General features: G+C 72.5%; 21 protein-coding genes. 8 read left to right on the top strand and 13 right to left on the bottom strand.

Annotation, left to right across the window (positions count from 1 at the left end):
- The first annotated feature begins 375 nt into the window (after positions 1-375).
- Genes BLW57_RS13965 through BLW57_RS13945 form a run of 5 tightly spaced genes read left to right on the top strand, consistent with a single transcriptional unit; the run spans position 376 to position 6141 of the window.
- Positions 376-3303, top strand: coding sequence for a nitrate- and nitrite sensing domain-containing protein (locus BLW57_RS13965; RefSeq protein WP_256339478.1), 2928 nt, complete (start codon positions 376-378; stop codon positions 3301-3303).
- Positions 3300-3803, top strand: coding sequence for a roadblock/LC7 domain-containing protein (locus tag BLW57_RS13960; protein ID WP_093474773.1), 504 nt, complete (start codon positions 3300-3302; stop codon positions 3801-3803). Before BLW57_RS13965 ends, BLW57_RS13960 begins: the two co-directional genes overlap by 4 nt.
- Positions 3800-4207, top strand: coding sequence for a DUF742 domain-containing protein (locus tag BLW57_RS13955; RefSeq protein ID WP_073889454.1), 408 nt, complete (start codon positions 3800-3802; stop codon positions 4205-4207). Before BLW57_RS13960 ends, BLW57_RS13955 begins: the two co-directional genes overlap by 4 nt.
- Positions 4188-4844, top strand: coding sequence for a GTP-binding protein (locus tag BLW57_RS13950; protein WP_093474771.1), 657 nt, complete (start codon positions 4188-4190; stop codon positions 4842-4844). The genes BLW57_RS13955 and BLW57_RS13950 overlap by 20 nt, the downstream gene beginning before the upstream one ends.
- 43 nt (positions 4845-4887) lie before the next feature.
- Positions 4888-6141 carry a styrene monooxygenase/indole monooxygenase family protein gene (locus BLW57_RS13945; RefSeq protein WP_093474770.1) on the top strand — a complete coding sequence of 418 codons (1254 nt, stop codon included), beginning with the start codon at positions 4888-4890 and terminating at the stop codon, positions 6139-6141.
- A gap of 238 nt (positions 6142-6379) precedes the next feature.
- On the opposite strand, the gene BLW57_RS13940 is transcribed toward BLW57_RS13945, so the two are convergent.
- Complete coding sequence (locus BLW57_RS13940; protein WP_093474768.1) at positions 6380-6946, bottom strand: DinB family protein; 567 nt, start codon at positions 6944-6946, stop codon at positions 6380-6382.
- A 677-nt stretch (positions 6947-7623) separates the two neighbouring features.
- Here BLW57_RS13940 and BLW57_RS13935 point away from each other — a divergent pair.
- Entirely contained in the window at positions 7624-8070 is a 447-nt protein-coding gene (locus tag BLW57_RS13935; RefSeq protein ID WP_093474767.1) for an SRPBCC family protein, read from the top strand.
- Between the two features lie 254 nt (positions 8071-8324).
- Here the strand turns inward: BLW57_RS13935 and BLW57_RS13930 are convergent, their stop codons facing one another.
- The 4 genes from BLW57_RS13930 to BLW57_RS13915 form a co-directional block, all read right to left on the bottom strand.
- Complete coding sequence (locus BLW57_RS13930) at positions 8325-9401, bottom strand: C40 family peptidase (RefSeq protein WP_093474765.1); 1077 nt, start codon at positions 9399-9401, stop codon at positions 8325-8327.
- 112 nt (positions 9402-9513) lie between these two features.
- Positions 9514-9816 (bottom strand): hypothetical protein, encoded by a 303-nt coding sequence (locus tag BLW57_RS13925; protein WP_093474764.1) that lies wholly within the window; start codon positions 9814-9816, stop codon positions 9514-9516.
- 4 nt (positions 9817-9820) lie between these two features.
- Positions 9821-10477, bottom strand: coding sequence for a TetR/AcrR family transcriptional regulator (locus BLW57_RS13920; RefSeq protein WP_093474762.1), 657 nt, complete (start codon positions 10475-10477; stop codon positions 9821-9823).
- Between the two features lie 686 nt (positions 10478-11163).
- On the bottom strand, positions 11164-12102 hold the full coding sequence (locus BLW57_RS13915) for an AurF N-oxygenase family protein (RefSeq protein ID WP_093474760.1): 939 nt from the start codon (positions 12100-12102) through the stop codon (positions 11164-11166).
- Between the two features lie 167 nt (positions 12103-12269).
- Here BLW57_RS13915 and BLW57_RS13910 point away from each other — a divergent pair, with 167 nt between their 5' ends.
- The gene (locus BLW57_RS13910; RefSeq protein ID WP_093474759.1) at positions 12270-13085 is read left to right on the top strand and encodes a hypothetical protein; all 816 of its coding nucleotides are present in this window, start codon (positions 12270-12272) and stop codon (positions 13083-13085) included.
- Here BLW57_RS13910 and BLW57_RS13905 read toward each other — a convergent pair.
- From BLW57_RS13905 to BLW57_RS13875, 7 genes are all read right to left on the bottom strand, one after another.
- Positions 13069-13560, bottom strand: coding sequence for a DUF3291 domain-containing protein (locus BLW57_RS13905; protein ID WP_093474757.1), 492 nt, complete (start codon positions 13558-13560; stop codon positions 13069-13071). The genes BLW57_RS13910 and BLW57_RS13905 overlap by 17 nt on opposite strands.
- A gap of 44 nt (positions 13561-13604) precedes the next feature.
- Positions 13605-15062, bottom strand: a complete 1458-nt coding sequence (locus tag BLW57_RS13900; protein WP_093480687.1) for a penicillin-binding transpeptidase domain-containing protein — start codon at positions 15060-15062, stop codon at positions 13605-13607.
- Between the two features lie 82 nt (positions 15063-15144).
- On the bottom strand, positions 15145-16506 hold the full coding sequence (locus BLW57_RS13895) for an FtsW/RodA/SpoVE family cell cycle protein (protein ID WP_093474756.1): 1362 nt from the start codon (positions 16504-16506) through the stop codon (positions 15145-15147).
- A 43-nt stretch (positions 16507-16549) separates the two neighbouring features.
- Positions 16550-17011: an SH3 domain-containing protein gene (locus BLW57_RS13890; protein ID WP_093474754.1), complete on the bottom strand. Its 462-nt coding sequence runs from the start codon at positions 17009-17011 to the stop codon at positions 16550-16552.
- Positions 17012-17099: 88 nt separating this feature from the next.
- A complete protein-coding gene (locus BLW57_RS13885) occupies positions 17100-18377 on the bottom strand; it encodes a sensor histidine kinase (RefSeq protein ID WP_093474752.1) in 1278 nt (425 codons plus the stop codon).
- Entirely contained in the window at positions 18374-19102 is a 729-nt protein-coding gene (locus tag BLW57_RS13880) for a hypothetical protein (RefSeq protein WP_093474751.1), read from the bottom strand. The genes BLW57_RS13885 and BLW57_RS13880 overlap by 4 nt, the downstream gene beginning before the upstream one ends.
- A gap of 126 nt (positions 19103-19228) precedes the next feature.
- Positions 19229-19735 (bottom strand): protein-tyrosine phosphatase family protein, encoded by a 507-nt coding sequence (locus BLW57_RS13875; RefSeq protein ID WP_073889498.1) that lies wholly within the window; start codon positions 19733-19735, stop codon positions 19229-19231.
- 100 nt (positions 19736-19835) lie between these two features.
- On the opposite strand from BLW57_RS13875, the gene BLW57_RS13870 reads away from it, so the two are divergent.
- Positions 19836-20639 carry a nuclease-related domain-containing protein gene (locus tag BLW57_RS13870; RefSeq protein ID WP_093474750.1) on the top strand — a complete coding sequence of 268 codons (804 nt, stop codon included), beginning with the start codon at positions 19836-19838 and terminating at the stop codon, positions 20637-20639.
- A gap of 134 nt (positions 20640-20773) precedes the next feature.
- Here BLW57_RS13870 and ligD read toward each other — a convergent pair whose 3' ends face one another.
- Positions 20774-21661, bottom strand: a complete 888-nt coding sequence (gene ligD / locus BLW57_RS13865) for a non-homologous end-joining DNA ligase (RefSeq protein ID WP_093474749.1) — start codon at positions 21659-21661, stop codon at positions 20774-20776.
- Between the last annotated feature and the right edge of the window lie 22 nt (positions 21662-21683).

Below are 21683 nucleotides of genomic sequence, written 5' to 3'. Positions count from 1 at the left end.
CTGCACCAGGCCTTCACAGGCTCCGCCAAAGGCTGGCAACCACCGTCGAAAGGCCGCGACCGCGCAGGTCAGACGCCTGTTTTGGGAGGGAATGATCCACTCCGGGAAGACGTGGTGGCGAAGTCTGCCAAAGCCTGCCGCGCACGTCCAACCGGCCCGCCGCGCACGGCCACCGCACACGCCGGCGGAACTTGCCCGCCAACTCCCCTCCGATGTTCACTCCTTCGGGTGGCGGGTCAGGTGATGCGCGACCACTGCCCACCGGCGCTGGGAGGGTCGGGAACCGTACGAACCGGGTGTACGCACCACTTGGCACCGAGATGACGGGGCGCCACCCGGGCCCCTGGATGGACGAGTTCAGGAATGCGAGCACCGGTGCAGAAAAAGCGGCCTCGGCGCACAGGCAGGCAGACGGACCCCAAGGGGACCGACCCGCAGACCCCCGTGGGCGCCGGCCGCCCCACCCATGTGCGCACCCGGCTGATCCTCGCCGTCGCCGTGGTGGCGGCCGCAGTCGCCGGGGCCGGCGCACCCGCGCTGCTCACCGCGTCCCAGGACGTCAGCGACTCCCAGGAACTGGTGACGCTGGCCGCCCGCACCCAGGACGCGCTGGTCCTCGCCCACTCGCTCGCCGACGAACGCGACGAGGTCACCTCGTACATCGCGGCCGGCCGCCCCAGGACGAAGGCACCCTCGGAGGACCGCAGCGCCCGTGTCGACCGGCAGGTGGAGGACCTGCGGGCCGACACCGACACCCCGGCGGCCCTGCGCGGCGACCTCGACGCCGTAGCCGCCGTCCGCCGGGCCGCCCTCACCGGCAAGAGCACCGCCCTCCAGGCCCACCAGGCCTACTCGGCGACGATCAGCGAACTGCACCGGCTCGCCGGGCAGCTCGCCGAGCAGATGCCCGCCCGGGCCGGCTCCGGCGCCTACGCGCTCGCCGAACTGGACTCGGCCGTCCAGCAGTCCGCCGCCGCCCGCGGCCTGCTGCTGGCCGCGCTGAACGTCCCCTCGCGCACTCAGACGGTGATCAGCCCCACCACCGGCCTGCCCACCTCGTCCGTCACCACGACCGACGAGGACAAGAAGCAGCGCGACGCCCTCACGGCCGCCGCCCAGCAGGCCCGGCTGCGCGCCGACGCGACCCTCGCCGACTTCCGCGCGACCGCCCCCAGGGCGGCCGTCGACTCCTACGACTCCACGGTCACCGGCCCCGAGGTCAACTCCGCCGACAAGTACCTCGCCGCGCTCACCGACCAGCCGACGCTCTCCGACAGCGAGCTGAGCACCGGCACCAGGAAGCTGGACGCGGCCCTGTCCGCCCGGGTCGACCTGATGCGCGGGGCCGAGGCCGCGCTCTACGACCACCGCACCAAGGACCTCGCGGTGCTCCGGGACGACGACGTCACCGCCCTGGAGATCCGCATCGCCGTGCTCGGCGCCCTGATGCTGGCCACGATCGGCATCGCCACCGCCATGGCCCGCACCCTCACCCGCCCGCTGTCCGTGCTGCGCCGCGGCTCGGCCCGGCTGGCGGAGGCCGAGGACCCGGTCACGCAGGAACCGATCACCTTCACCGGCCGCAACGACGAGTTCGCCCAGGTGGTCCGCTCGGTCAACGCCCTGCACACGCACGCGGCCGCCCTGCACGAGCGCGTGGCCACGCTCGAGACCGACCGCAAGCACCTGGTGGGCCAGCGTCAGAAGATGGCCGACGCCCGCGAGGAGCTCCGCGCCGAACTCGCCGAGTCCGCCGCCCAGCTGGACCGCCTGCGCACCAGCATCGGCTCCACCTTCGTCAACCTGGCCCTGCGCACCCTCGGCCTGGTCGAACGGCAGCTCGCGGTCATCGAGGGTCTGGAGGACCGCGAACAGGACCCCGACCGCCTCGCCACGCTCTTCAAGCTGGACCACTTCGCCACGGTCATGCGCCGGCACAGCGAGAACCTCCTGGTCCTCGCCGGCACCGAGCACGTCCAGCAGCACCACGGCCCGGTGCCGCTGGTCGACGTGGTCCGCGCCGCGGTCAGCGAGATCGAACGCTACGAACGCGTCCGCATCGCCGCTCTCCCGCCGCACGCGCACGTGGCCGGCTTCGCCGCCGACGACCTCTCCCACCTGCTGGCCGAACTCATGGAGAACGCCACCTCGTTCTCCCCGCCGGACCTGCCCGTCGAGGTCTCCGGCTGGCTCCTGGAGTCCGGCGAGGTCATGCTGTCGGTCCAGGACGAGGGCATCGGCGTCGCGGGCGACCGCCTCGACCGCTTCAACGCCCGCCTCAGCGACTTCGACCCCGAGTCGCCCTACGACCAGGAGGGCGACGAGGGCCTCGGGCTCGGCCTCTACGTCGTCGCCCGCCTCGCCCACCGCCACGGTGTCCGGGTGCAGCTGCGCGAGCAGAAGCAGGGCGGCATCGCCGCGGTCGTGGTCCTGCCCGCCACGCTGCTCACGGAGGCCCCGACGGTCGCCGTCCCGTCCCAGGCCACGGCCGCCGGCGGTACGGCGGCCTTCTCCCTGCCGGGCGCCGACGCCGAGGTCAACTCCAACGTCCTGTACGGCCGCCCCAAGGACGGCGATCTGCTCGTCGCCCTCGCCGAGAAGGCGGTGGAGGCCGGAACGGCGGCGGAGACCGCCTCCGACAGCACGGCGGACGGGACGGCTCCGGCCGCCGCCGACCGCACGGCCGGGACCGATGAGACCGCGTCCGAGCGGACCGGGACCGAGCGGACCGGGACGGAACCGACCGGAACCGGGCAGGCCGCGTCCGACCGGGCCGAGGCCGAGCAGGCCGTGCACGAGCAGGCCGAAGCGGGCGGCGAGCAGGCGGAGGCCCGCCCGAAGGCGCCGGCGGAGACGTTCGCCGAGACCACCATGGAGCTGCTGCTCCCGGACCTGGCGCCGGCCGACGACGGCGGGAACGCCCCCCGGCCCCCCGCGGCCGACGGCGAAGACCCGGCGAGGGACGGGGACGGCCACGACCACACCGCACCCGCGGCCGCCGAGGCCCCCGAGGAGACCGACGACGCTCTCCAGGAGCCCGAGGAGGACCGGGTCACCAGCAAGGGCCTGCCCAAGCGCACGCCCAGGATCACCGCACCGGCCGCGGCGCCCCGCCAGCGCAGCGGAAGCGTCGACGCCGACGCCCTGCGCCGCAGGCTCGGCGGCTTCCGCCAGGGCGCCCAGGCCGGCTACCGCGAGGTGGAGGCGGAGATCGCCGAACAGACGGCCGGCCACCAGCGCCCGGCCCGCTACGCACACGCCGAAGAAGCCACGGGGGGCACAGCCGAGGAGGCAAGCAGTTGACCGCGCCCAGTACCTACGGACTGAGCAGTGAAGCCCGCAACCTGCACTGGCTGCTGACCAATCTGGTCGAGGAAGTACCCGGCATCCAGTCCGTCGCCGTGGTCTCCTCCGACGGCCTGCTCCTGCTCTCGTCCGACCCCGGGCACGCGGAGGAGGCCCGGCAGACCCGCGGAGCCAGGCGCGGCGGACCGCGCGGATCCTCCGCCGACCTCGCCACCATCGTCTCCGGCATCGGCAGCCTCACCGTCGGCGCCGCGAAGCTGATGGAGTTCGGCGGGGTCAAGCACACGATGGTCGCGATGGAGGAGGGCAGCCTGTTCGTGATGTCGATCAGTGACGGCTCGCTGCTCGGCGTGCACGGTTCCGCCGAGTGCGACATGAGCGTGGTGGCGTACCACATGGCCCTCTTCGTGGGCCGTGCCGGGCACGTCCTCACCCCCGAACTCCGCTCGGAACTGCGGCAGTCGCTGGAAGCCTCGTCGACCGGGAGCGCCCGATGAGCGGCACCTCGAAGCTCCCCGTCCGCGGCGGCGACCGCAAACCCGCCCGCGTCCGCCCCTACTCGCTCACCGGCGGCCGTACCCGCTTCGGTCACGTGCTCCTCGTGGAGACCTTCGTGGCCGCGCTGGAGGCCCCCGAGGAGCGCAGGGAACTGACGAACGGCTCGCTCGCCACCCGGGTCATGCCCGAGATGCGGGCCATCGTCGAACTGTGCCGCCGTATGCGCACGGTGGCCGAGATCGCCGCGCTGCTGAAGATGCCGCTCGGCGTGGTCCGGGTCCTCCTCAGCGACCTCGCGGACCAGGGAAAGATCCGTGTGTACGGCACCGGAACCGGTCACGGCACCGGCCGCCCGGACCGCGCTCTGCTCGAAAGGGTGCTGAGTGGACTCCGTCGTCTCTGACGCAGCCGCCTCCGTCGGAGGCAACCCCCTCGCCGCCGGCCTCGCCGATCCGGACGGCGACCTGAAGTCCTGGCAGACGGACCGCACCCGGGCCCCCATCGCCACGAAGATCGTGGTGGCCGGGGGCTTCGGCGTCGGGAAGACCACGATGGTCACCTCCGTCTCGGAGATCACGCCCCTGCAGACCGAGGCGCTGATGACCGAGGCGAGCGAGGAGACCGACGACCTGACGGCCACGCCGGGCAAGCTCACCACGACCGTGGCCATGGACTTCGGCCGCATCACGCTCGACGACGACCTGGTGCTCTACCTGTTCGGCACGCCGGGCCAGCAGCGGTTCTGGTTCATGTGGGACGACCTCGTGCGCGGCGCGATCGGCGCCGTCGTCCTGGCCGACACCCGCCGTCTGAAGGACTGTTTCCCGGCCCTGGACTACTTCGAGAGCTGCGGACTGCCGTACGTCGTCGCGGTCAACCACTTCGACGGCAGCGAGCGGTTCGAGCCGGAGGACGTACGGGAGGCGCTGACGATACCCGCGCACATCCCTGTCATGATCATGGACGCGCGGCGGCGGATCTCGGCCATCGAGACCCTCCTCGCCCTGGTGGCGCACGCGCTGGACGAAACCCCCGAGTAGTCCTGCCCCCAGCAGTCCTCACCTCGTAGGAGACACCACCCGCATGCGGAAGATTCTCGTCGTCGGAGCCGGCCAGTCCGGACTCCAGCTCGCCCTCGGCCTGCAGTCGCACGGCTACGAGGTCACCCTGATGTCGAACCGGACCGCCGATGAGATCCGCTCCGGCCGGGTCATGTCGACGCAGTGCATGTTCCACACGGCACTTCAGCACGAGCGCGATCTCCAGCTGAACTTCTGGGAGTCCCAGGCCCCGAAGATCGAAGGACTCGGCGTCTCGGTCGCGGCCCCCGGCTCGCACGACCCGGGCCCCACCCAGCGGGCGATCGACTGGGTGGGCAAGCTCGACGGGTTCGCGCAGTCCGTCGACCAGCGGGTGAAGATGGCCGGCTGGATGGAGACCTTCGCCCAGCGCGGCGGCCAGCTCGTCATCCACGGCGCGGCGGTCGGCGACCTCGACTACTTCTCCCGCACCTACGACCTCGTCCTGGTCTCGGCCGGCAAGGGCGAACTCGTGTCGATGTTCGGCCGGGACCCGGAGCGCTCCCCGTACAGCGAGCCGCAGCGCGCCCTCGCGGTGGCGTACGTCCACGGGCTCGGCCCGCGTCCGGAGCACCCGGAGTTCGACGCGGTCCGCTGCAACCTGGTCCCCGGCGTGGGCGAACTGTTCGTCATGCCGACGCTGACCACCTCCGGCCGCGCGGACATCCTGTTCTGGGAGGGCATACCCGGTGGCCCGCTCGACGTCTTCAACGGTGTCAAGGACCCGGCCGAGCATCTCTCCCTGACTCTGGAACTCATGGAGAAGTTCACGCCCTGGGAGTACGCGCGGGCCACGAAGGTCGAGCTCACGGACGCCGGCGGCACGCTGGCCGGCCGCTACGCGCCGACCGTCCGCAACCCCGTCGGCCGTCTCCCCTCGGGCGGTCTGGTCCTCGGCGTGGCCGACGTGGTCGTCGCCAACGACCCGATCACCGGCCAGGGCTCCAACTCGGCGTCCAAGTGCGCCGCGGCCTACCTCGCCTCGATCGTCGAACACGGGGACAAGCCGTTCGACGAGGACTGGATGCGGGCGACGTTCGACCGCTACTGGGCCACCGCCCAGCACGTCACCAAGTGGACGAACGCGATGCTGGCGCCGCCGCCGGAGCACATCCTGAACCTCATCGGCGCCGCCGGCCAGCTCCAGCCGGTGGCCGACCGCTTCGCCAACGGCTTCAACGACCCGGCCGACTTCGAGAACTTCTTCTACGACCCGGAGAAGACTGGCGCCTACCTGGGCTCGGTGGCCGGGGCATGACGGCCTTCTGACCAGCGGTCCTGCAGTCGTCACGCCGAGCACCCCCAGCCTTGATCGGCTGGGGGTCTCGCATCTCACCGTGGGAAAACGCCGTGCCGACGGTTGTGGGTACGCCCTCAACTGCACTTGTACGCCGACGTTCACGCTCGACCCGCGGATCACCGGGCAAGGCGTTGGCGGGTCAGAGGGCTTGTCGCCCCCCGACGGGTGGAAGCGATGGGCCCCGCCCCGCCGCTGGCTAACCCATGGTCTTGGCGCCGTCCAGGGACTCGCGGATGATGTCGGCGTGGCCGGCGTGCTGAGCGGTCTCGGTGACGATGTGCATCAGCACCCGGCGGGCCGACCATCGCGCGCCCGACTCGGACCACGGGGCCTTCGGCAGTGGCTGTGTGGCGTCCAGGTCGGGCAGGGTGACAACCAGTTCGTCGGTCCGCCGGGCTACCTCGGCGTAGTCGGCGAGCACGCCGGTCAGCGTCTCGCCGGGCAGCATCCGGAACTCGTCGGACCGCCGGGCCCAGTCGGCCTCGGTCATGGTGGTGAAGTCGGGCATCGCCGACGGGCCGTCCGAGATGAACTGCACCCAGGTTCGCTCGACCGCAGTGACATGTTTGATCAGGCCGCCCAGGCACAGCTGGCTGGCGGTGGTCCGGCGTCCGGCCTGCTCGTCGGTGATGTCACGAGTGGTGAATCGCAGGAAGTGCCGATGCTTGGCCAGCACCTCCAGCAAGTCGGCGCGCTCGCCGGTGGCCGGCTCACGGGCCGGGTCGTGGGTGGCCGGTTCGTCGACAGTCGCGGTCTCGCTCATGGTCGCTGCCTTCCGTGGTCCGTGTTCCGCCGGTCAAGGAAGACGCTAGGGGCCGGTTAGGTCAGGTTCTGACCTAAATGATGGCAGGGGAAACGCCCAGGGGCTGATCTGAGAGCAGCGGGCCGACCGTCCGCCGGCTACTGCCGTTCCGTGACTCCCCGCTGGATCCGGCACGGGAGTGGCACGCCTGGGTCCGTCCCTGCACGCCTCGCTGATCAGCTCTTGAGTGGACGGCGGGGCCTCCGTCGTGCTGATCACCCACCGCGCGATGAGCAGTGAGAAGGGCCCCTGACCTGGATATGCGGTCGGGGGCCGTTTTCAGTTCCGGCTACCGTTGCTACCCGGTGTTCCCCGTGGCTCCCCGCTCCATCGGGCACGGCCGGGGCACGGTCGGCATGCGTGGGGGTGTTCATGGCTGACATGATCCCCGGCTGTCGACTCACTCGTCTGGATCTCACGGACTATGCAGGCGGTGCGATCGGCATGACGCTGAAGTTGAGCCCGTGGGACGGCCGGAGGGGAAGACCCGGTGCTCTGGGTCCACCTGTCGAGCCGAGGAGTGGCCGGGGCCCCGCGCCGCGCTTCACAATTGCCGACCGTCTGCTGCGCCGGACGTCCTCATCCAGGGACGCCATGGCCGGGGTGCCTCCAGCTGCCCATACTCCAGGAGCGCGATCATGGCCCGGAACCGCTGTCTGATCTTGAGCTCGCCGTCCGAAGTCTGGCGCCTGCTGTCCGATGGCCACCGCTACGCGGAGTGGGTGACAGGAACCCAGCGAATCCTCGCCGTGGACCCGCATTGGCCAGACATAGGCGCCCGGCTGAAAGTCCGCGTCGGCGCCGGCCCTCTGACTCTCGACGACACTTGTGTCGTCCGCATCTCCGAGCCGCGACAACGCTTGCAACTGGAAGCGAAGGCAGAACCCTTCGGCGCGGCTCGCATCGCGATGAAGTTGATCCCCTGGGGCGAGCACACCCTTTTCACCCTCGATTGGCACCCCCTCCGGGGCCCCGGCACGCGGATGCACGGACTCCCCGTGGAGTACTTCGTCCGGATCCGCAACGGCATGATGCTGACGAAGCTGGCTCAGATCGCGGTGCGCGAACACGCAGCGGGCGTGTGAGGCACCTTGCACACACTCGAGCGGGCACTGCTTGCACAAGGCACCTACCGGCGTGGTAGGCGGTAGCACACCCCGCGACCCACCACTCACCCCAGCTCCCGTCCCGTCCGCCGTCGACCCCCACACCGCGGAGCAGGCGTGATTCCTTCGGCAAGGCGCCGCTCCGGTGTGACGGCCCACAGACGGCCCACGGCCCCACCCGGAGACCCGCAGTTGGGGAGAACTGCAGGTAGAGGACCTGTGGGGTCGGGCGCCTACCCGGCCTCGGTCGCCGGGGCCTGATCGGCGGAGGCGGCGGAGGCGGCGGCGTCGGGACGGACCGCGCCCAGGACCGGGTAGGACGCGATCGGGGAGACCTTGACGTCCTCGCCCGGTCTCGGGGCCTGGACGACCTTGCCGCCGCCCACGTACATCGCCACGTGTGTCGCCTCGGGGAAGTAGACGACCAGGTCCCCGGGGCGCAGGTCGTTCAGCGGGACCCGCTTGAGCCGGCGCCACTGCTCCTGGCTGGTGCGCGGGATCGGGGTGCCCGCGTGGGACCAGGCCCGTGAGGTCAGGCCCGAGCAGTCGTACGACGACGGGCCCTCGGCGCCCCACCGGTACGGCTTGCCGAGCTGTTCCAGGGCGTAGTGGACGGCGCGGTCGCCCCCGGCCGAGGCCGGGTGGTCGGCGGGAAGGGCGCCCGCGGTGGTGAGCCGCTCCTGGGCCGCGGTGACGCCCTGCTGTTCCAGGCGGGCGACCGCGGCGAGCTGGTCCGGCGTGAGGCCGGCCAGCAGGCGCTCCACGTCACGCAGTTTGCGCTGGACGTCGTCGCGCTCCTCCCGCTGCCGGCCCGCCAGCGTGAGCTGGGTGTCGAGGGCCTTGCGGGCCGCCCGTGCGAGGGCGTCCCGCCGCTTCTCGGCGGTGGTCAGCCGGGCCACCGTCCGGGCCCGTTCCCGGGCCAGTTCACCGATGACGTGCCCCTCGTCCAGCGCGTGCTGGGGGTCACGGGCCAGCAGCAGGCGGACGTAGGGGCCGAGGTCGCCGCTGTTCTGGTACTGCTGCCTGGCCAGGCGCCCGGCGTCGGTCCGGCTGCCCTGCAGGGCGAGACGGGCGCGGGACAGTTCGCCGTCGAGGCGGGCCACCTCGGCGCGCTGCTGCTTCAGCTTCTCCGCGGTGCCGTTGTAGGACTCGGTGGCCTGCTCGGTCTGCCGGTACAGCTGCTGAAGGTCGGTCAGCAGCTGGGAGACGGAGCGCTCCGGCTCCGGTGCAGCCGCGGCGGGCAGCGGCGCGAGGACGGCCTGGGCCGCCACCGTGGCCGTACAGGCCAGGCGCCGAAAGCTTCCTGACACGTCATCACCTCCGGTGCGGGACAGACGGGCTCTCCGTCTCTCGTCGCACCGTGATAATCAGACGTGTCGGTGGCGTTTGTGTGCCGACTGTGCGCGGTTCGGCGCAGTGGATTCACCCGTGCGTGTCATCCGGCTTGCCGGACGGCGCCGTGTGTGGCTTGGACCAGGGCCACCTGAGCCGGCCGCCGGTCCTGTCGTCCGGGTCGTATTGGTACTTCCAGCCCTGGATCAGTCCCAGCCGCCTGCTGTGCCCGCGGGGCACCCGGCGGTAGACGAGGACCGTGGGCGGACCGCCGGCCGGGTCCGGGACGGGGATGCGGTACGTCTTCGGCGGGTGACCGGTGGCGCCGCACAGGACGGAAAGCACGCGTCCGTCCATGGGGCCGCCCTCGAAGGGGGTGTCCTGGCTCTTCACGACTTCAGTCTCGGCCTTCCCCGGCGAGCGTGCCGACGAGGCCGGCCGTCTGCGGGTCCCGGCCCGCGGTGACCGTGAGCAGGGCCGTGAACTGCTCCACCAGCCAGTCGCGCAGTTCCTCGACCGGGGGCTGCTTGTCCTCGTCCAGCCAGATCAGCGAGGCGGCCTCCACGGCCGTGATCCACATCCGGACGGTCATGCGCAGCCGGGGACCTGGGTCCGGGACGCCGAGGTGGCTGAAGATGTGCTCGGCGGCGGCCCGGCGCACGCCGTCCACGATGGCGGTCGTCCGGGACGTCTCCACCACGCTCCCGCCCTGGAGCAGTGCGCTGAAGCCGGTGTCGTGCTCGTCGACGAAGGTCAGGTAGCGGTCGAGGGCGTGGGACAGCCGGGGCAGCAGCGGGCCCACGCGGGGCTCGTCGAAGCACTGCCGGAGCTCCTCGGCGGCCGACCGGAGCGCGGCCTCGTACAGCTGCTGCTTGCCGCCCGGGAAGTACCGGTACACCAGCGGCCGTGAGACCCCGGCCGCCTCCGCCACGTCGTCCAGGGACACGTCCTCGGGTGCGCGGTGCGCGAAGAGGGAGAGCGCGGAGTCGAGCAACTGGCTTCGCCGCTCCTCGACACTGAGCCGACGGTAGGCGGGGGTGGCCGACGGGGTCATGCCCGTCAGCCTAATCGCTGCACCCCTTGGACCGACCTCCCCTTCCGGCCCGTCGCGGCTGGTCGCCGCCCTCCCGCAAGCCGCCACCCGACGGTCCCCGCACCCCTTCGCGCCACCAGCCCGACGGGCCCGTCCCCGCACCGTGCCGCTCCGCCCGGCTGCCCCACCGCCGGCCGCCGGTGCGGCTCCGCGGAGGGGCTGTCGGGCCGGTGGCGGGACGTGACGTCATGTCGGGCCCCGAGGCTGTTGCCCCCCGGGCTAGTGCCCTCGCCGTGTCGGTCCGGCCGGCTGTCACACCGTTGGCCGCCGGTGCGGGCTCGGCCGCGTGGCTGCCGGGCGCTTCGCGGTGGGCCTCGGACCGGGGCGGGCTGCCGGGCCGGTGGCGGGACGTGACGTCATGTCGGGGGCCCCGAGGTGACTGCCCCCGCCGGACCCGCTCCCTCGCCGCGTCGGTCCGGCCGGGCGCCGCAGCCACCGGCTGACGGTGAGGCCCTGCCGCGCGCAGGTCGGGCGCTACGCGGTCGGCGGGCCGGGGCGGGCCGCAGGACCGATGGCCGGACGCGACGGCAGGCCGGCCGGCCCCGACGACTGCCCCGGCCCGTTCCCGCGCCTGTCAGGCCGGCGGCCCCGACGACCGGCCGCCCGTTCCCACCCCGGCGATTGCCCCCGCCCGTTCCCGCGTCCCGTCAGGCCAGCAGGCCCGAGGACTTCCACAGGCGGCGGCCGACTCCGCGGAGGACGCCGATGTCGTCCAGGAAGTCCGTCAGGCGTTTGGCGCCGGTCTGCATGACCTCGCGGCGGTGGCCGCTCGCCTTCACCTGGGCCACGGCCTCCCGCTTGTCGAGGCCGACGTTCGTGTACACGTCGGGGTTGACGAAGGCCACCGAGAAGACCCGCGCGAACTCGCCGGAGGTGACCCGCGTGAACTCCTGGGACCACTTGGGCGCGGTCACCATCTGGCGCCGCAGCTCCTCACGGGCGTACCGGACGTGGCGCGCCTCCTCGACCACATGGATGCGCGTGACGCCCCGGGTGAGCGTCTGGACCCGCTCGTCGGGGAAGGTCAGCCGCTGCATCCAGTCGAGGACCTCCTCGCCGAGCAGGGTGGCCGTGAACGAACCGGGGGTCGTGGAGATGGTCTTGAAGAGGCGGCCGAGGTGCTGGTGGGCGCGGCTCACCGGATACAAGGGCGTGCCGCCCCGCGAGATCAGCCGCGCGAACATCTTCGAGTGCCGGCACTCGTCCTCGATCTCGGTGAGCGCGTACCGCACATGGGCACTCGTCGCCGCCTTGTCGTAGATGTGCCGGACGAGCAGTTGCATCAGGATGATCTCGAACCAGATGCCGAGCGAGGCCAGCGCCGCGGCCTCGTGCCGGGAGAGCAGGATGCGCTGTTCCTCGCTCATCCGCTTCCACATCGGGGTGTCGTACAGCGAGACCAGCTCCGGTGGCCAGAACCACTTGCCCTCCTCGAAGGGCGCGTCCCAGTCCAGCTCCTTGTCCGGGTCGAAGGAGTGCTTGGCGGAGGAGACCAGCAGCCTTTCGGCCACCTGTTCCCGGTCCTTGAGCAGGCCGAGCGCGTCGCGCAGGCCGTCCAGCGCGTCCGCTTCCGTCAGGGTCGTCATGGCTCCCTCACCTCGTTACCCGGGGTACGTCTTCCGCTTCTTATGAGACTGCTTGTCAGCAAGGCCGTCAATCCCCCGCGCACGACTTGTTGGCCGCGCCGGGACCTGCCGAAGTCGTTTCGGGGTGCGGTGTCTTTTCGGTCACCCGGGTGCAGTAGCGTGCTGGCGTGTCCATGCCTCCGCAGCCGCCGCAGCAGCCGTATCCGAACCAGCCGCAGCCTCCTTACGGCCAGCAGCCCCCGCAGGCCGCTCCCGGCCCGTACGGCTCCCCGTACCCGCCGCAGCAGCCCTACCCGGCCCAGCCGGGCGCCCAGCAGCCGTACCCCGCGTGGGGAACGCCGCCCATGGGCCCGCCCCCGAAGAAGCGCCGCGTCGGCCTGATCGTCGGGATCGTGGCCGGTGTGGTCGTGGCCGTCGTCGCCGTCCTCCTGGTGCTCGGCCTGGTGGCCGACAGCGGCTTCCCCGAGGCGGAGAACAAGCTGACGCTGCCGCAGACGCTGCTCGACGGCAAGTACCAGCTGAGCAAGGACCTTTCCGGCTCCGAGGGCAAGAAGATCGAGAGCGAGGCCGACGGCGCGTGGGACGCCAAGGACACCCACGGTGTCGTCGGCAGCTACGGCCTCGGCGGTGACGAGAACAAGGGCACCCTGGTGGTGTCGGGCATGTACGGCCGGTTCAAGAACACCGACGCGGCCCGCAAGAACATGATGAAGGGCGCCGCCGAGGGCGCCTCGGCGAAGGTCGCCGTCCCGCCGAAGGACTTCGACCTGGACGTCACCGTCAGCTGCGAGGTGCTGACCCAGGACCAGCTCGGCACGAAGATCACCCTGCCGATGTGCGCCTGGGCCGACGACAACACGGGCGCCACGGTCGCCGAGGTGACCACGGAGGGCGTGACCCAGGACCCGTCGGAGGTGGACCTGGAGGCGCTCGCGAAGCAGACCCTCAAGATCCGCTCCGAGGCGATCAAGCCGATCGGCTGACCTGCCCGTTCTCCGCGGCCTCCGCGGGCGGGAAGGACGTCCGCAACGTGAAGGCGTACGGCGTCGGGCCGTGCGCCCTCAGGTGCAGCAGCCGCTCCTCCGCCTCGGCGACCGTCGGGCGGTGGCCGGCCGGCACCCACCACAGGGCGGTCACGGCCTCCGCGAGCCGCTCGAACCACTCCCTGCGCCGGGACAGCAGCTCCCGGTGCAGGCCCTGGTACATGAACGCCGTCAGCGCGTCGGTGTCCCGCCACACCGACATGTTGACGATCAGCCACTCGTCCCCGAGGACCGGGACGTCGGTCGCGTTGCCGCTGTCGCCCTGCAACCGCCACACGAACCCGCGCGAGCCGTCCGCCGCCGCGTTCACGGGGTCGAGTCCGTCGACGAAGTCCTTCAACTGCGGTGAGTCCAAGGGAAACTTGAGGCGGGCGATGTTGACCTGGGCGAGTTCGTGCGCTGCCGTGTCCGTCATGGCCGAACGGTAGGTCGGCGCCGCTCGCGCCCGGTACCCCGGTCTCACGGACCGAGAACGGCCCGCATCACGTCCCTCGCGATCGGCGCCGCGTCCCCGCCGCCGCTGATCTCGCCCCGGTTCGCGGAGGCGTCCTCCACCACCACCGCGACCGCGACCCCCGGCTCCAGCGCGTTCCGGGCCTGCGCCCAGGAGACGAACCAGGCGTACGGCACCCCGGAGTTGCCGATCCCGTGCTGCGCGGTGCCGGTCTTGCCGCCGACCACGGCGCCCGGGATCGCCGCCTGGGTGCCGGTGCCCTCCTCGACCACGCCGGTCATCAGCTCCTTCAGCCGCACGGCCGTGGACGGCCGCATGACCTGCCGGGCCGGGTGCGCCCCCGCCCCGGCGACGGTCTCGCCGCCCTGCCGGGTGGTCCGCTCCACCAGGTACGGCGGCCGCAGCCGGCCGTCGTCCGCGACGGCCGCCGCGACCATCGCCATCTGCAACGGCGTCGCCCGCGTGTTGTACTGCCCGATCGAGGACAGGGCCAGCTGCGCCCGGTCCACGTGCTGGTCGAAGGTGCTGGGCGAGACCGAGAACGGCACGCGCAGACCGGTGTCGTTGAACCCGAACGCCCGCGCCGTGGCCGCCATGTCCTTCACTCCCACGTCCACGCCCAGCTTGGCGAACACGGTGTTGCAGGACCACTCGAAGGCCTCCCGCAGCGGGGCGTTGCGGCAGCCGTCCGCCTCGTTGGTCAGCCGGGTCGTGGTGCCCGGCAGCCGGTAGGGGTCGGGGGAGTCCGTCCGCGCGTCCAGATCCGTGACCAGGCCCGCGTCCAGCGCGGCCGCCGCCGTGACCACCTTGAACGTCGAACCCGGCGGATAGGTCTGCCGCACCGCCCGGTTGAGCATCGGCTTCTCCGGATCGTGGTTGAGCCGTTCCCACGCCGAGGCGACCGCCTCGCCGTTGCCGGACAGCTCCGCCGGGTCGTACGACGGGCTGGTCACCAGCGCCAGGACGCGGCCGGTGGCCGGCTCGATCGCGGCCACCGCGCCCTTGCGTCCGGCGAGCCCCCGGTACGCGGCCTCCTGCGCCCGCCGGTTCAGGGTCGTGACGACGTCCCCGCCCGGACTCGCCCCGCGCGTCACGTCGTTCCACAGCGGCAGCGGCGACAGCATCGGATCGGTGCCGGCGAGCACCCCGTCCTGGGCGTGCTCCAGGAAGGTCGTGCCGTACATCTGCGAGGCGAAGCCGGTGACCGGCGCGTACAACGGGCCGTCTCGGTAGGTGCGTTCGAAACGCAGCTGCTCACCGGTGTCCACGGACCCGGTGACCGGCTCACCGCCGGCCAGGATGTCACCGCGCGGCTGCTGGTAACGGGCGATCGTGGCACGGCGGTTGGCCGGGTTGCCGTCGTAGTCGCCGGACTGCACCACCTGCACCCGGGCGGCGTTGACCAGCAGCGCCGCCAGCAGCAGGGCGCAGAACGCGCAGGCGTGCCGGATGTACCGGGCCATCGGCCGCCCGCCGCCGTAGTCGCTCACGGAGCCTCCCGCCCGTCGTGCTCGCTCGCGAGACCCCGTCCGCCGTCGAACCGGCTCACGGGGCCTCCTTCCCGTCGTACTGGCTGCGGGCCGAGTCGCTCACCCGGATCAGCAGCGCCACGATCGCCCAGTTGGTGACCACCGACGAGCCGCCCTGGGCGAGGAACGGCATCGCCATGCCGGTCAGCGGGATCAGCCCGGTGACCCCGCCCGCGATCACGAACACCTGGAGGGCGACGATCGAGGCGAGCCCGACCGCGAGGAGCCGGCCGAAGGGCTCGCGCAGGGCCAGCCCCGCCCGGTAGCCGCGCTCCACCAGCAGGGCGTACAGCAGGATGATCCCGGCGAGCCCGGCCAGGCCCAGCTCCTCGCCCGCCGTGGCCAGGATGAAGTCGGACTTGGTCGCGAACCCGATGAGGATCGAGTGCCCGAGCCCGAGCCCGGTGCCGAGGACACCGCCGGCGGCGAAGGCGAACAGCGACTGGGAGAGCTGGTTGGGACCCTGTCCGGCCTCGATGGTGGCGAACGGGTGCAGCCAGTCCTCGATCCGGCCGCCCACGTGCGGTTCGAGACGGCCCACGGCGACGGCCCCGAGCACGGCCAGCACCAGCCCGACCGCGATCCACCCCGTCCGGCCGGTGGCGACGTACAGCAGCACCACGAACAGGCCGAAGAACAGCAGCGAGGTGCCGAGGTCGCGCTCCAGTACCAGTACGCCGACGCTCAGCAGCCAGATCGTCACGATCGGGCCGAGCACCCGCCCGGTCGGGAACTGCATCCGCCACACCCTGCGGCCGGTGTACGCCAGCGCGTTGCGGTTGGCCGCCAGGTAGGCGGCGAAGAACACCGCGAGCAGCACCTTCGCGAACTCGCCCGGCTGGATGGAGAACCCGGCGATCCGGATCCAGATACGGGCCCCGTTGACCGCCGGGAACAGGATCGGCAGCAGCAGGAGCACCAGGGCCGCGACCACGCAGACGTACGAGTACCGCTGGAGCGCCCGGTGGTCGCGCAGCATCAGGATCACGACGATGAACAGCCCCACCCCGAGCGTGGACCACACCAGTTGGGTGGGGGCCGCCCGGTCGCCCGGGGTCTCCAGGTCCAGCCGGTAGATCAGGACCAGGCCGAGCCCGTTGAGCAGCACACCGATCGGCAGCGGCAGCGGATCGGCGTACGGAGCCCGGATCCGGACCACGACGTGCGCGAACAGGGCCAGCACACCGAGTCCGGCGCCGTAGACGGCGGCACCCGGGGGGACGGTCCCGGTCCGCGCGAGGCCCACCGCGCAGTAGCCGTACACGGACAGCAGGACGGCCAGCACGATCAGGGCCAGTTCGACGCCCCGGCGCCGGGGCAGGCGTACGGAGGGTGCGGGAGTCTGGGCCGCCGCCACGGTGGTTCCGGCCTTCGTCATGCCCGGAACCTACCTAAACGGGGCGACTTGTGTGCCGTGCCCGCTAGCACCAGCGTGGCGTGGGCCCGACGTTCCGGATGTAGCGGGCCGTGCCCCAGGCCCAGGTGCCGTCCGTCAGCAGGTACCAGACCGGGGTGCCGAGCACGAAGTCGCCCGTGGTCCTGCAGAAGATCGAGACCGGGTCGCCCTCCGGGACGAACCGGACGCGCCGGCTGCCCCGGTCCGGCCGGTCGAGCAGCCACAGGCCGCCCCGCGCGGTGACGACGCCTCGATACGGGCCGGCCGTACCGCCGTTCCCGAAGTCGCCGAGGCCGCCCGTGCCCGTGAGACCGTCGAGGCCAGTGAGGCCGCCGTCCTGAACGCTGTCGCTCTGCAGGTTGAGGCCCGACCCGTCGTCGCCCGCGCCGTCGTCGGCCGCGGCGGGGACGGCCGCGACACCGGTCAGCAGGGCGCCGGTGGCCGCGGCTATGGCCAGTCCGCGGGCGAGGGAGGAACGCAGGGACATGGGATACCTCCGGAAAACGGGCGAAGGCGGGCCTATTGCCGCATATTGACCGATTGCCACCCTAGGGGCGGTGACTGCCCGGCGCCCGTCACAGTGGTCCTTTCGGGCGGTCGCGGGCGCCCTGGCCCTCCGCGGGCAGCGTCAGCGTCGCGACGGCGCCGCCGTCCACCGCGTTCACGAACGAGAGCCGCGCCCCCAGCACCTCCGCCTGCCCGAGCGCGATGGTCAGACCCAGCCCGTGCCCCTTGGCCCCACCCTCCGTGCGGAACCGCTGCGGCCCGTGCGCCACCAGGTACTCCGGGAAGCCGTCCCCGTGATCCCGCACGGTCACCACCGGCCCGTCCACCGTCAGCACCACCGGAGGGCCGCCGTGCTTGTGCGCGTTGGCCACCAGATTGCCCAGCACCCGCTCCAGCCGCCGCCGGTCGGTCTCCACCCGGGCGTCCCGCACGATCCGTACCTCGGTGTCCGTGCCCGAGGCCCGCACCACCCGCCCGGCCAGCGCACCCAGTTCCTCGGTGTCGACCTCCTGCTTCTCCCGGCCGGTGTCCAGCCGGGAGATCTCCAGCAGGTCCTCGGTGAGGGTGCGCAGCGCCGCCACCCGGTCCCGGACCAGCTCCGTCGGCCGGCCCGGCGGCAGCAGTTCGGCCGCCGCGTGCAGCCCGGTCAGCGGGGTGCGCAGCTCGTGCGCCACGTCCGCGGTGAACCGCTGCTCGCTCAGCAGCTTGCTCTGCAGGGTCGAGGCCATCGTGTCCAGGGCGGCCGCGACCGCCGCCACCTCGTCCTGCGGCCGGGTCGGATCCTTCGTACGGGGATCGTCCACCCGGGCGTCCAGGTCACCCCCGCTGATCCGCCGGGCCACCCGCGCGGTGCCGTGCAGCCGCCGCGTCACCCGGGTCACCGCGAAAACACCCACCAGCACGGTCGCGCCGATCGCGAGCCCCGAGGACCACAGGATCGACTGGTCGAGCCCGGCGATGGTGCGGGACTGCTGCGAATAGTCCACCTCCACCGCGAGCGCCCGGTGCCCGGCCGCCGGACCCGCCGCCCACATGATCGGACGCCCCTGGTGCGAGGCCACCACCGTGCCGCGCCGGCCGGCCACCGCCAGCGCCCGCAGCGACGCGGGCAGCCCCGCGGGGTCCACCCCGGCGCCCGGCGGCAGCGCGTCACCGGCCTCGAAGGCCTTCGTGGTGTCCTCCAGCCGGGACAGCGCGAGGTCCCGGGCCTGCTCGACGGTCTGGTTCGTCACCGAGACGTGCACGAGCATGCCGAGCAGCGCCGCCAGCGCGCAGCACATCACCGTGATGAACACGGCCGCCTTCACCGCGAGCGTCCCGGACCACCGGGGCAGCGCGATCCTCACGGCGCGCTCGCGGAGGGGCTGGCCGACGGGGACGGCTTCCGGCCGGGCCGGCCGCCGGCGGTGTGCAGGTACTCGTCACGGGAGAACGTCATCGCCCGCTCCTGCGGGTCCCACACCCAGGTGGTGCGGTACTCGTAACCGGAGATGTCCGCCGGGGAGCGCTCGATCAGCTCCCGGCCGGCCAGCTCCACCCCGATGATCGCGTCGTTGTCGGCCAGCACCTGCACCAGCCTGTGGTGCTCGACGGTGTACACCCGCACCGCCGTCTGGTTGGTCGGGTACAGCCGGAAGCCGAGCGTCAGGTCCCGCCGGCCGTCCCCCGTCAGGTCCCGGTAGTACGGCTTCAGCAGCGGACACCGCGCCTCGTCCCCGCCCGGGCGGCACTCCTTCATCCGGTCCACCGTCGCGTGGTACACGCCCTTCGAGCCGTAGTCGTCCGGATGCGCCTTGATCTCCGCCTCGACGACGTCCACCGGATCGACTTTCCGGAGGTCGTCCCCGGGCACCGCCACCCCCTTCACGACCGCCCTGGTCGCCACGTCGTACGGGTAGGCCGGGCTGGACGCCGGCCTGAGGTCCGGCCAGAGCTTGGCCGGGCTGACGGCGGTCGGGGTCGCCCCGGCGGCCTGCAGCCCGCCGGTGTCCCCGCAGGCGGTCGCCGTCGCCGACAGCAGGGCGAGGACGGCCGCGGCGAGGGCGGTGCGCAGGGGGCGACGGGCAGGCACGGTGCTCCTGGGGGCAGCGGGGACGGACGAGCCCCGTACACCTTAATTCGTGTATTCGTAGGGAAGTGTTCTCAGATACCCGGGAAAGTCCTGTTTGTTCCCCGGCGGGGGTGCTGAGAGAGAAGGCTACTCGGCCAGTTCCTCCAGCAGCCGCACGGTCGACAGGCCCGCCCGCAGGTACTCCACGAACAGCTCGTTGTGCAGTGCCCACGCCGAGCGCCGGGCCCGGATCAGCTGGATCGCCTCGTCGGGCGACCGGCCGCGCTGCCCCAGGGCGTGCGCGACGACCAGCCCCGAGCGGTTGTACCCGTGGTAGCAGCGCACCAGCACCCGGCGGCCCGAGTCCAGCGCCTCGTTCACCGCACGGGCCAGCCGGATCACCCCGGCCAGCTGCGTCCCGTCCAGCGGGCCGTCCGGTATCGGCCACACATGGTGCTCGACGCCCGGATCCGGGCCGTACCCCGGCAGCCGCAGCAGCGACTGCACCACCTCGAACTCGTCACGTACGACGGCGAACTCCAGCCGCCCCGAACGGCCCCGGAACTCGTGCCCGCCCATCCACAGGCCGGGCACGATCTCGCTCCACGGGCGCTCCGGAGCCGGTACGTCGGGCTGCTTTCCGCGGGTCCGCAACGACGCCTCCCCAACTCCCTCGCACAGGGCCGTCATCCAAGGTAACCGCTCTTGCCCCGGGAGCACCCCGCCTGTTCCCATGGTCGAGGGGTGATGGCGCATGAACGGACTGCGTGTGGTGCCGGCCTTCCGCCACGGCCGGGAACGGATCTACGTCTGCGGCCCGGACGGAAGCAATGTCGCCTGGTACGACCGCGAGACCGGCCGGGTCGACCTGCTCGACGAGGACCGCGGGGACGACGTGCTCGCGGCCCTGAAACCCTTCCTGAGCGGCCCGGTGACCGTCGGCCCGCCCCCTGTCCCGACCCCGGCGGAACTCGCCCGGCTCACCCTGCACCCGGACGACGACCTGGCGCCCAACCGCCCCGGCGAGGCCCTCCTCGTCGCCCTCGACCGCGACCCCGGACCCGCCCACCGGCTGCGCCCCGACCCCCGCCGGCGCGCCCTGACCGCCGAGCAGACCGTCGGCGAGGCCCTGGACCGGCTGGAGGGTGCCGGCTGGCACACCCTGCACTCGGTCCCGCTGCCCGGCGGCGACCGCGTCCACCACCTGCTGATCGGCCCCGGCGGCCTCTTCGCCCTCCACGCCCTGTACGCCCGCAAGAGCCGGGTGCTGGTCGCCGACCCCATGGTCACCGTGGGCCGCCGCGAACCCGAACCCGTCCTGCGCCACCTGCGCGCCTGCGCCGACCGCGCCTCCTACGCCCTGACCGCCGAGGTCCACCCGGTCCTCGCCCTGGCCGGCCCGGCCGACCTGACCCTGACCACCGCCCCCCGAGGAGTCCGCGTCCTCCAGGACCCGGCCCTGCCGACCCTGGCCCACACCGGCGCGGTCCTGAAACCGGCGGACGTGGAAGCGCTGCACGCGATGGCGAGGGACCGGGGGACCTGGGGGAGGGTCTGAGGGAACGGGGGGTGGTTCCGGGCTTCGGGGGCTCCGGGGCCCGGGGACCCGGGACGGGGCGCGACGTGCTTCCCGGTGCCCTTCCGGTGCCTTCCGGAATGAGGACCAGCCCCCTCCTCGGCCCGCGGCACCGGTCAGGGCAGGGGTGCCGCCCGGTCGCGGTCCAGCAGGGGAGCCATCAGGTCGCCGAGGTCCTGGAGGCGCGGAGCGATGTCGTCCGCCCGGAAGTCCAGCCGGGCGGGATCTCGGCAGTCCTCGACCTCCTGCCAGGTCACCGGCGCGGACACCAGCGGGGCGCGGCGGGCACGCAGGGTGTAGGGCGTCGCCGTCGTCTTGCGGGCCGCGTTCTGGCTCCAGTCGACGAACACCTTCCCCGGCCTGAGACTCTTCGTCATCCGGTGCACCACCAGCCGGGGCATCGCCCGCTCCGCCTCCACCGCCAGCGCCTTCGCGTACTCCGACGTCCGTTCGGACGACCCCCCGCGCACCGCCGCCAGCAGGTGCAGGCCCTTCGACCCGGCCGTCTTCGGGTGCGCCTCGATCCCGTCGGCGGCCAGCCGCTCCCGCAGCCACAGGGCGACCTCGCAGCAGTGGACGACGGTCGCCGGAGCGCCCGGATCGAGGTCGAATACCAGCCGGTCCGCCTCCTCCGGGCTGTGCACCAGCCACTGGTGCGTGTGGAACTCGGTGACCAGGTTCGCCGCCCACACCAGACTCGGCAGGTCCTGGACGACCACCATCCGCGCCGGGGCGTCCGCGGACGACCGGGGAACCCCGGCGGTCGTGACCCACTCGGGCGTACCCGGCGGCACGTTCTTCGTGAAGAACTGCTGGCCCTCCGGACCGTCCGGGTAGCGCAGGAACGACACCGCCCGGTCGCGCAGATGCGGCAGCAGGGCGCCGGCGGTGGTCGCGTAGTAGTGCAGCAGCTCCCCCTTGGTGAAGCCGGTCTCCGGATACAGCACCTTCTCCAGGTTGCTGAGCGCGACCCGCCGCCCCTCCACCTCCGTGATAGGCGTCATAGGATGACAATCCCAGACGAAC

This window comes from Streptomyces sp. 1222.5 (assembly GCF_900105245.1).
GTDB classification, from domain to species: domain Bacteria; phylum Actinomycetota; class Actinomycetes; order Streptomycetales; family Streptomycetaceae; genus Streptomyces; species Streptomyces albidocamelliae.
Note: the sequence above shows the minus strand (reverse complement) of the source record. Positions and strands in the feature narration are given on the sequence as shown.

Bases quoted from the DNA above. Each gene is read 5' to 3' on its own strand.
- BLW57_RS13895 (WP_093474756.1), bottom strand. From the start codon at position 16,506: ATGACGAAGGCCGGAACCACCGTGGCGGCGGCCCAGACTCCCGCACCC.
- BLW57_RS13915 (WP_093474760.1), bottom strand. From the start codon at position 12,102: ATGACGACCCTGACGGAAGCGGACGCGCTGGACGGCCTGCGCGACGCG.
- BLW57_RS13940 (WP_093474768.1), bottom strand. From the start codon at position 6,946: ATGAGCGAGACCGCGACTGTCGACGAACCGGCCACCCACGACCCGGCC.
- BLW57_RS13905 (WP_093474757.1), bottom strand. From the start codon at position 13,560: ATGACGGACACGGCAGCGCACGAACTCGCCCAGGTCAACATCGCCCGC.
- BLW57_RS13920 (WP_093474762.1), bottom strand. From the start codon at position 10,477: ATGACCCCGTCGGCCACCCCCGCCTACCGTCGGCTCAGTGTCGAGGAG.
- BLW57_RS13870 (WP_093474750.1), top strand. From the start codon at position 19,836: ATGAACGGACTGCGTGTGGTGCCGGCCTTCCGCCACGGCCGGGAACGG.
- BLW57_RS13935 (WP_093474767.1), top strand. From the start codon at position 7,624: ATGGCCCGGAACCGCTGTCTGATCTTGAGCTCGCCGTCCGAAGTCTGG.
- BLW57_RS13890 (WP_093474754.1), bottom strand. From the start codon at position 17,011: ATGTCCCTGCGTTCCTCCCTCGCCCGCGGACTGGCCATAGCCGCGGCC.
- BLW57_RS13955 (WP_073889454.1), top strand. From the start codon at position 3,800: ATGAGCGGCACCTCGAAGCTCCCCGTCCGCGGCGGCGACCGCAAACCC.
- BLW57_RS13900 (WP_093480687.1), bottom strand. From the start codon at position 15,062: ATGGCCCGGTACATCCGGCACGCCTGCGCGTTCTGCGCCCTGCTGCTG.
- ligD (WP_093474749.1), bottom strand. From the start codon at position 21,661: ATGACGCCTATCACGGAGGTGGAGGGGCGGCGGGTCGCGCTCAGCAAC.
- BLW57_RS13945 (WP_093474770.1), top strand. From the start codon at position 4,888: ATGCGGAAGATTCTCGTCGTCGGAGCCGGCCAGTCCGGACTCCAGCTC.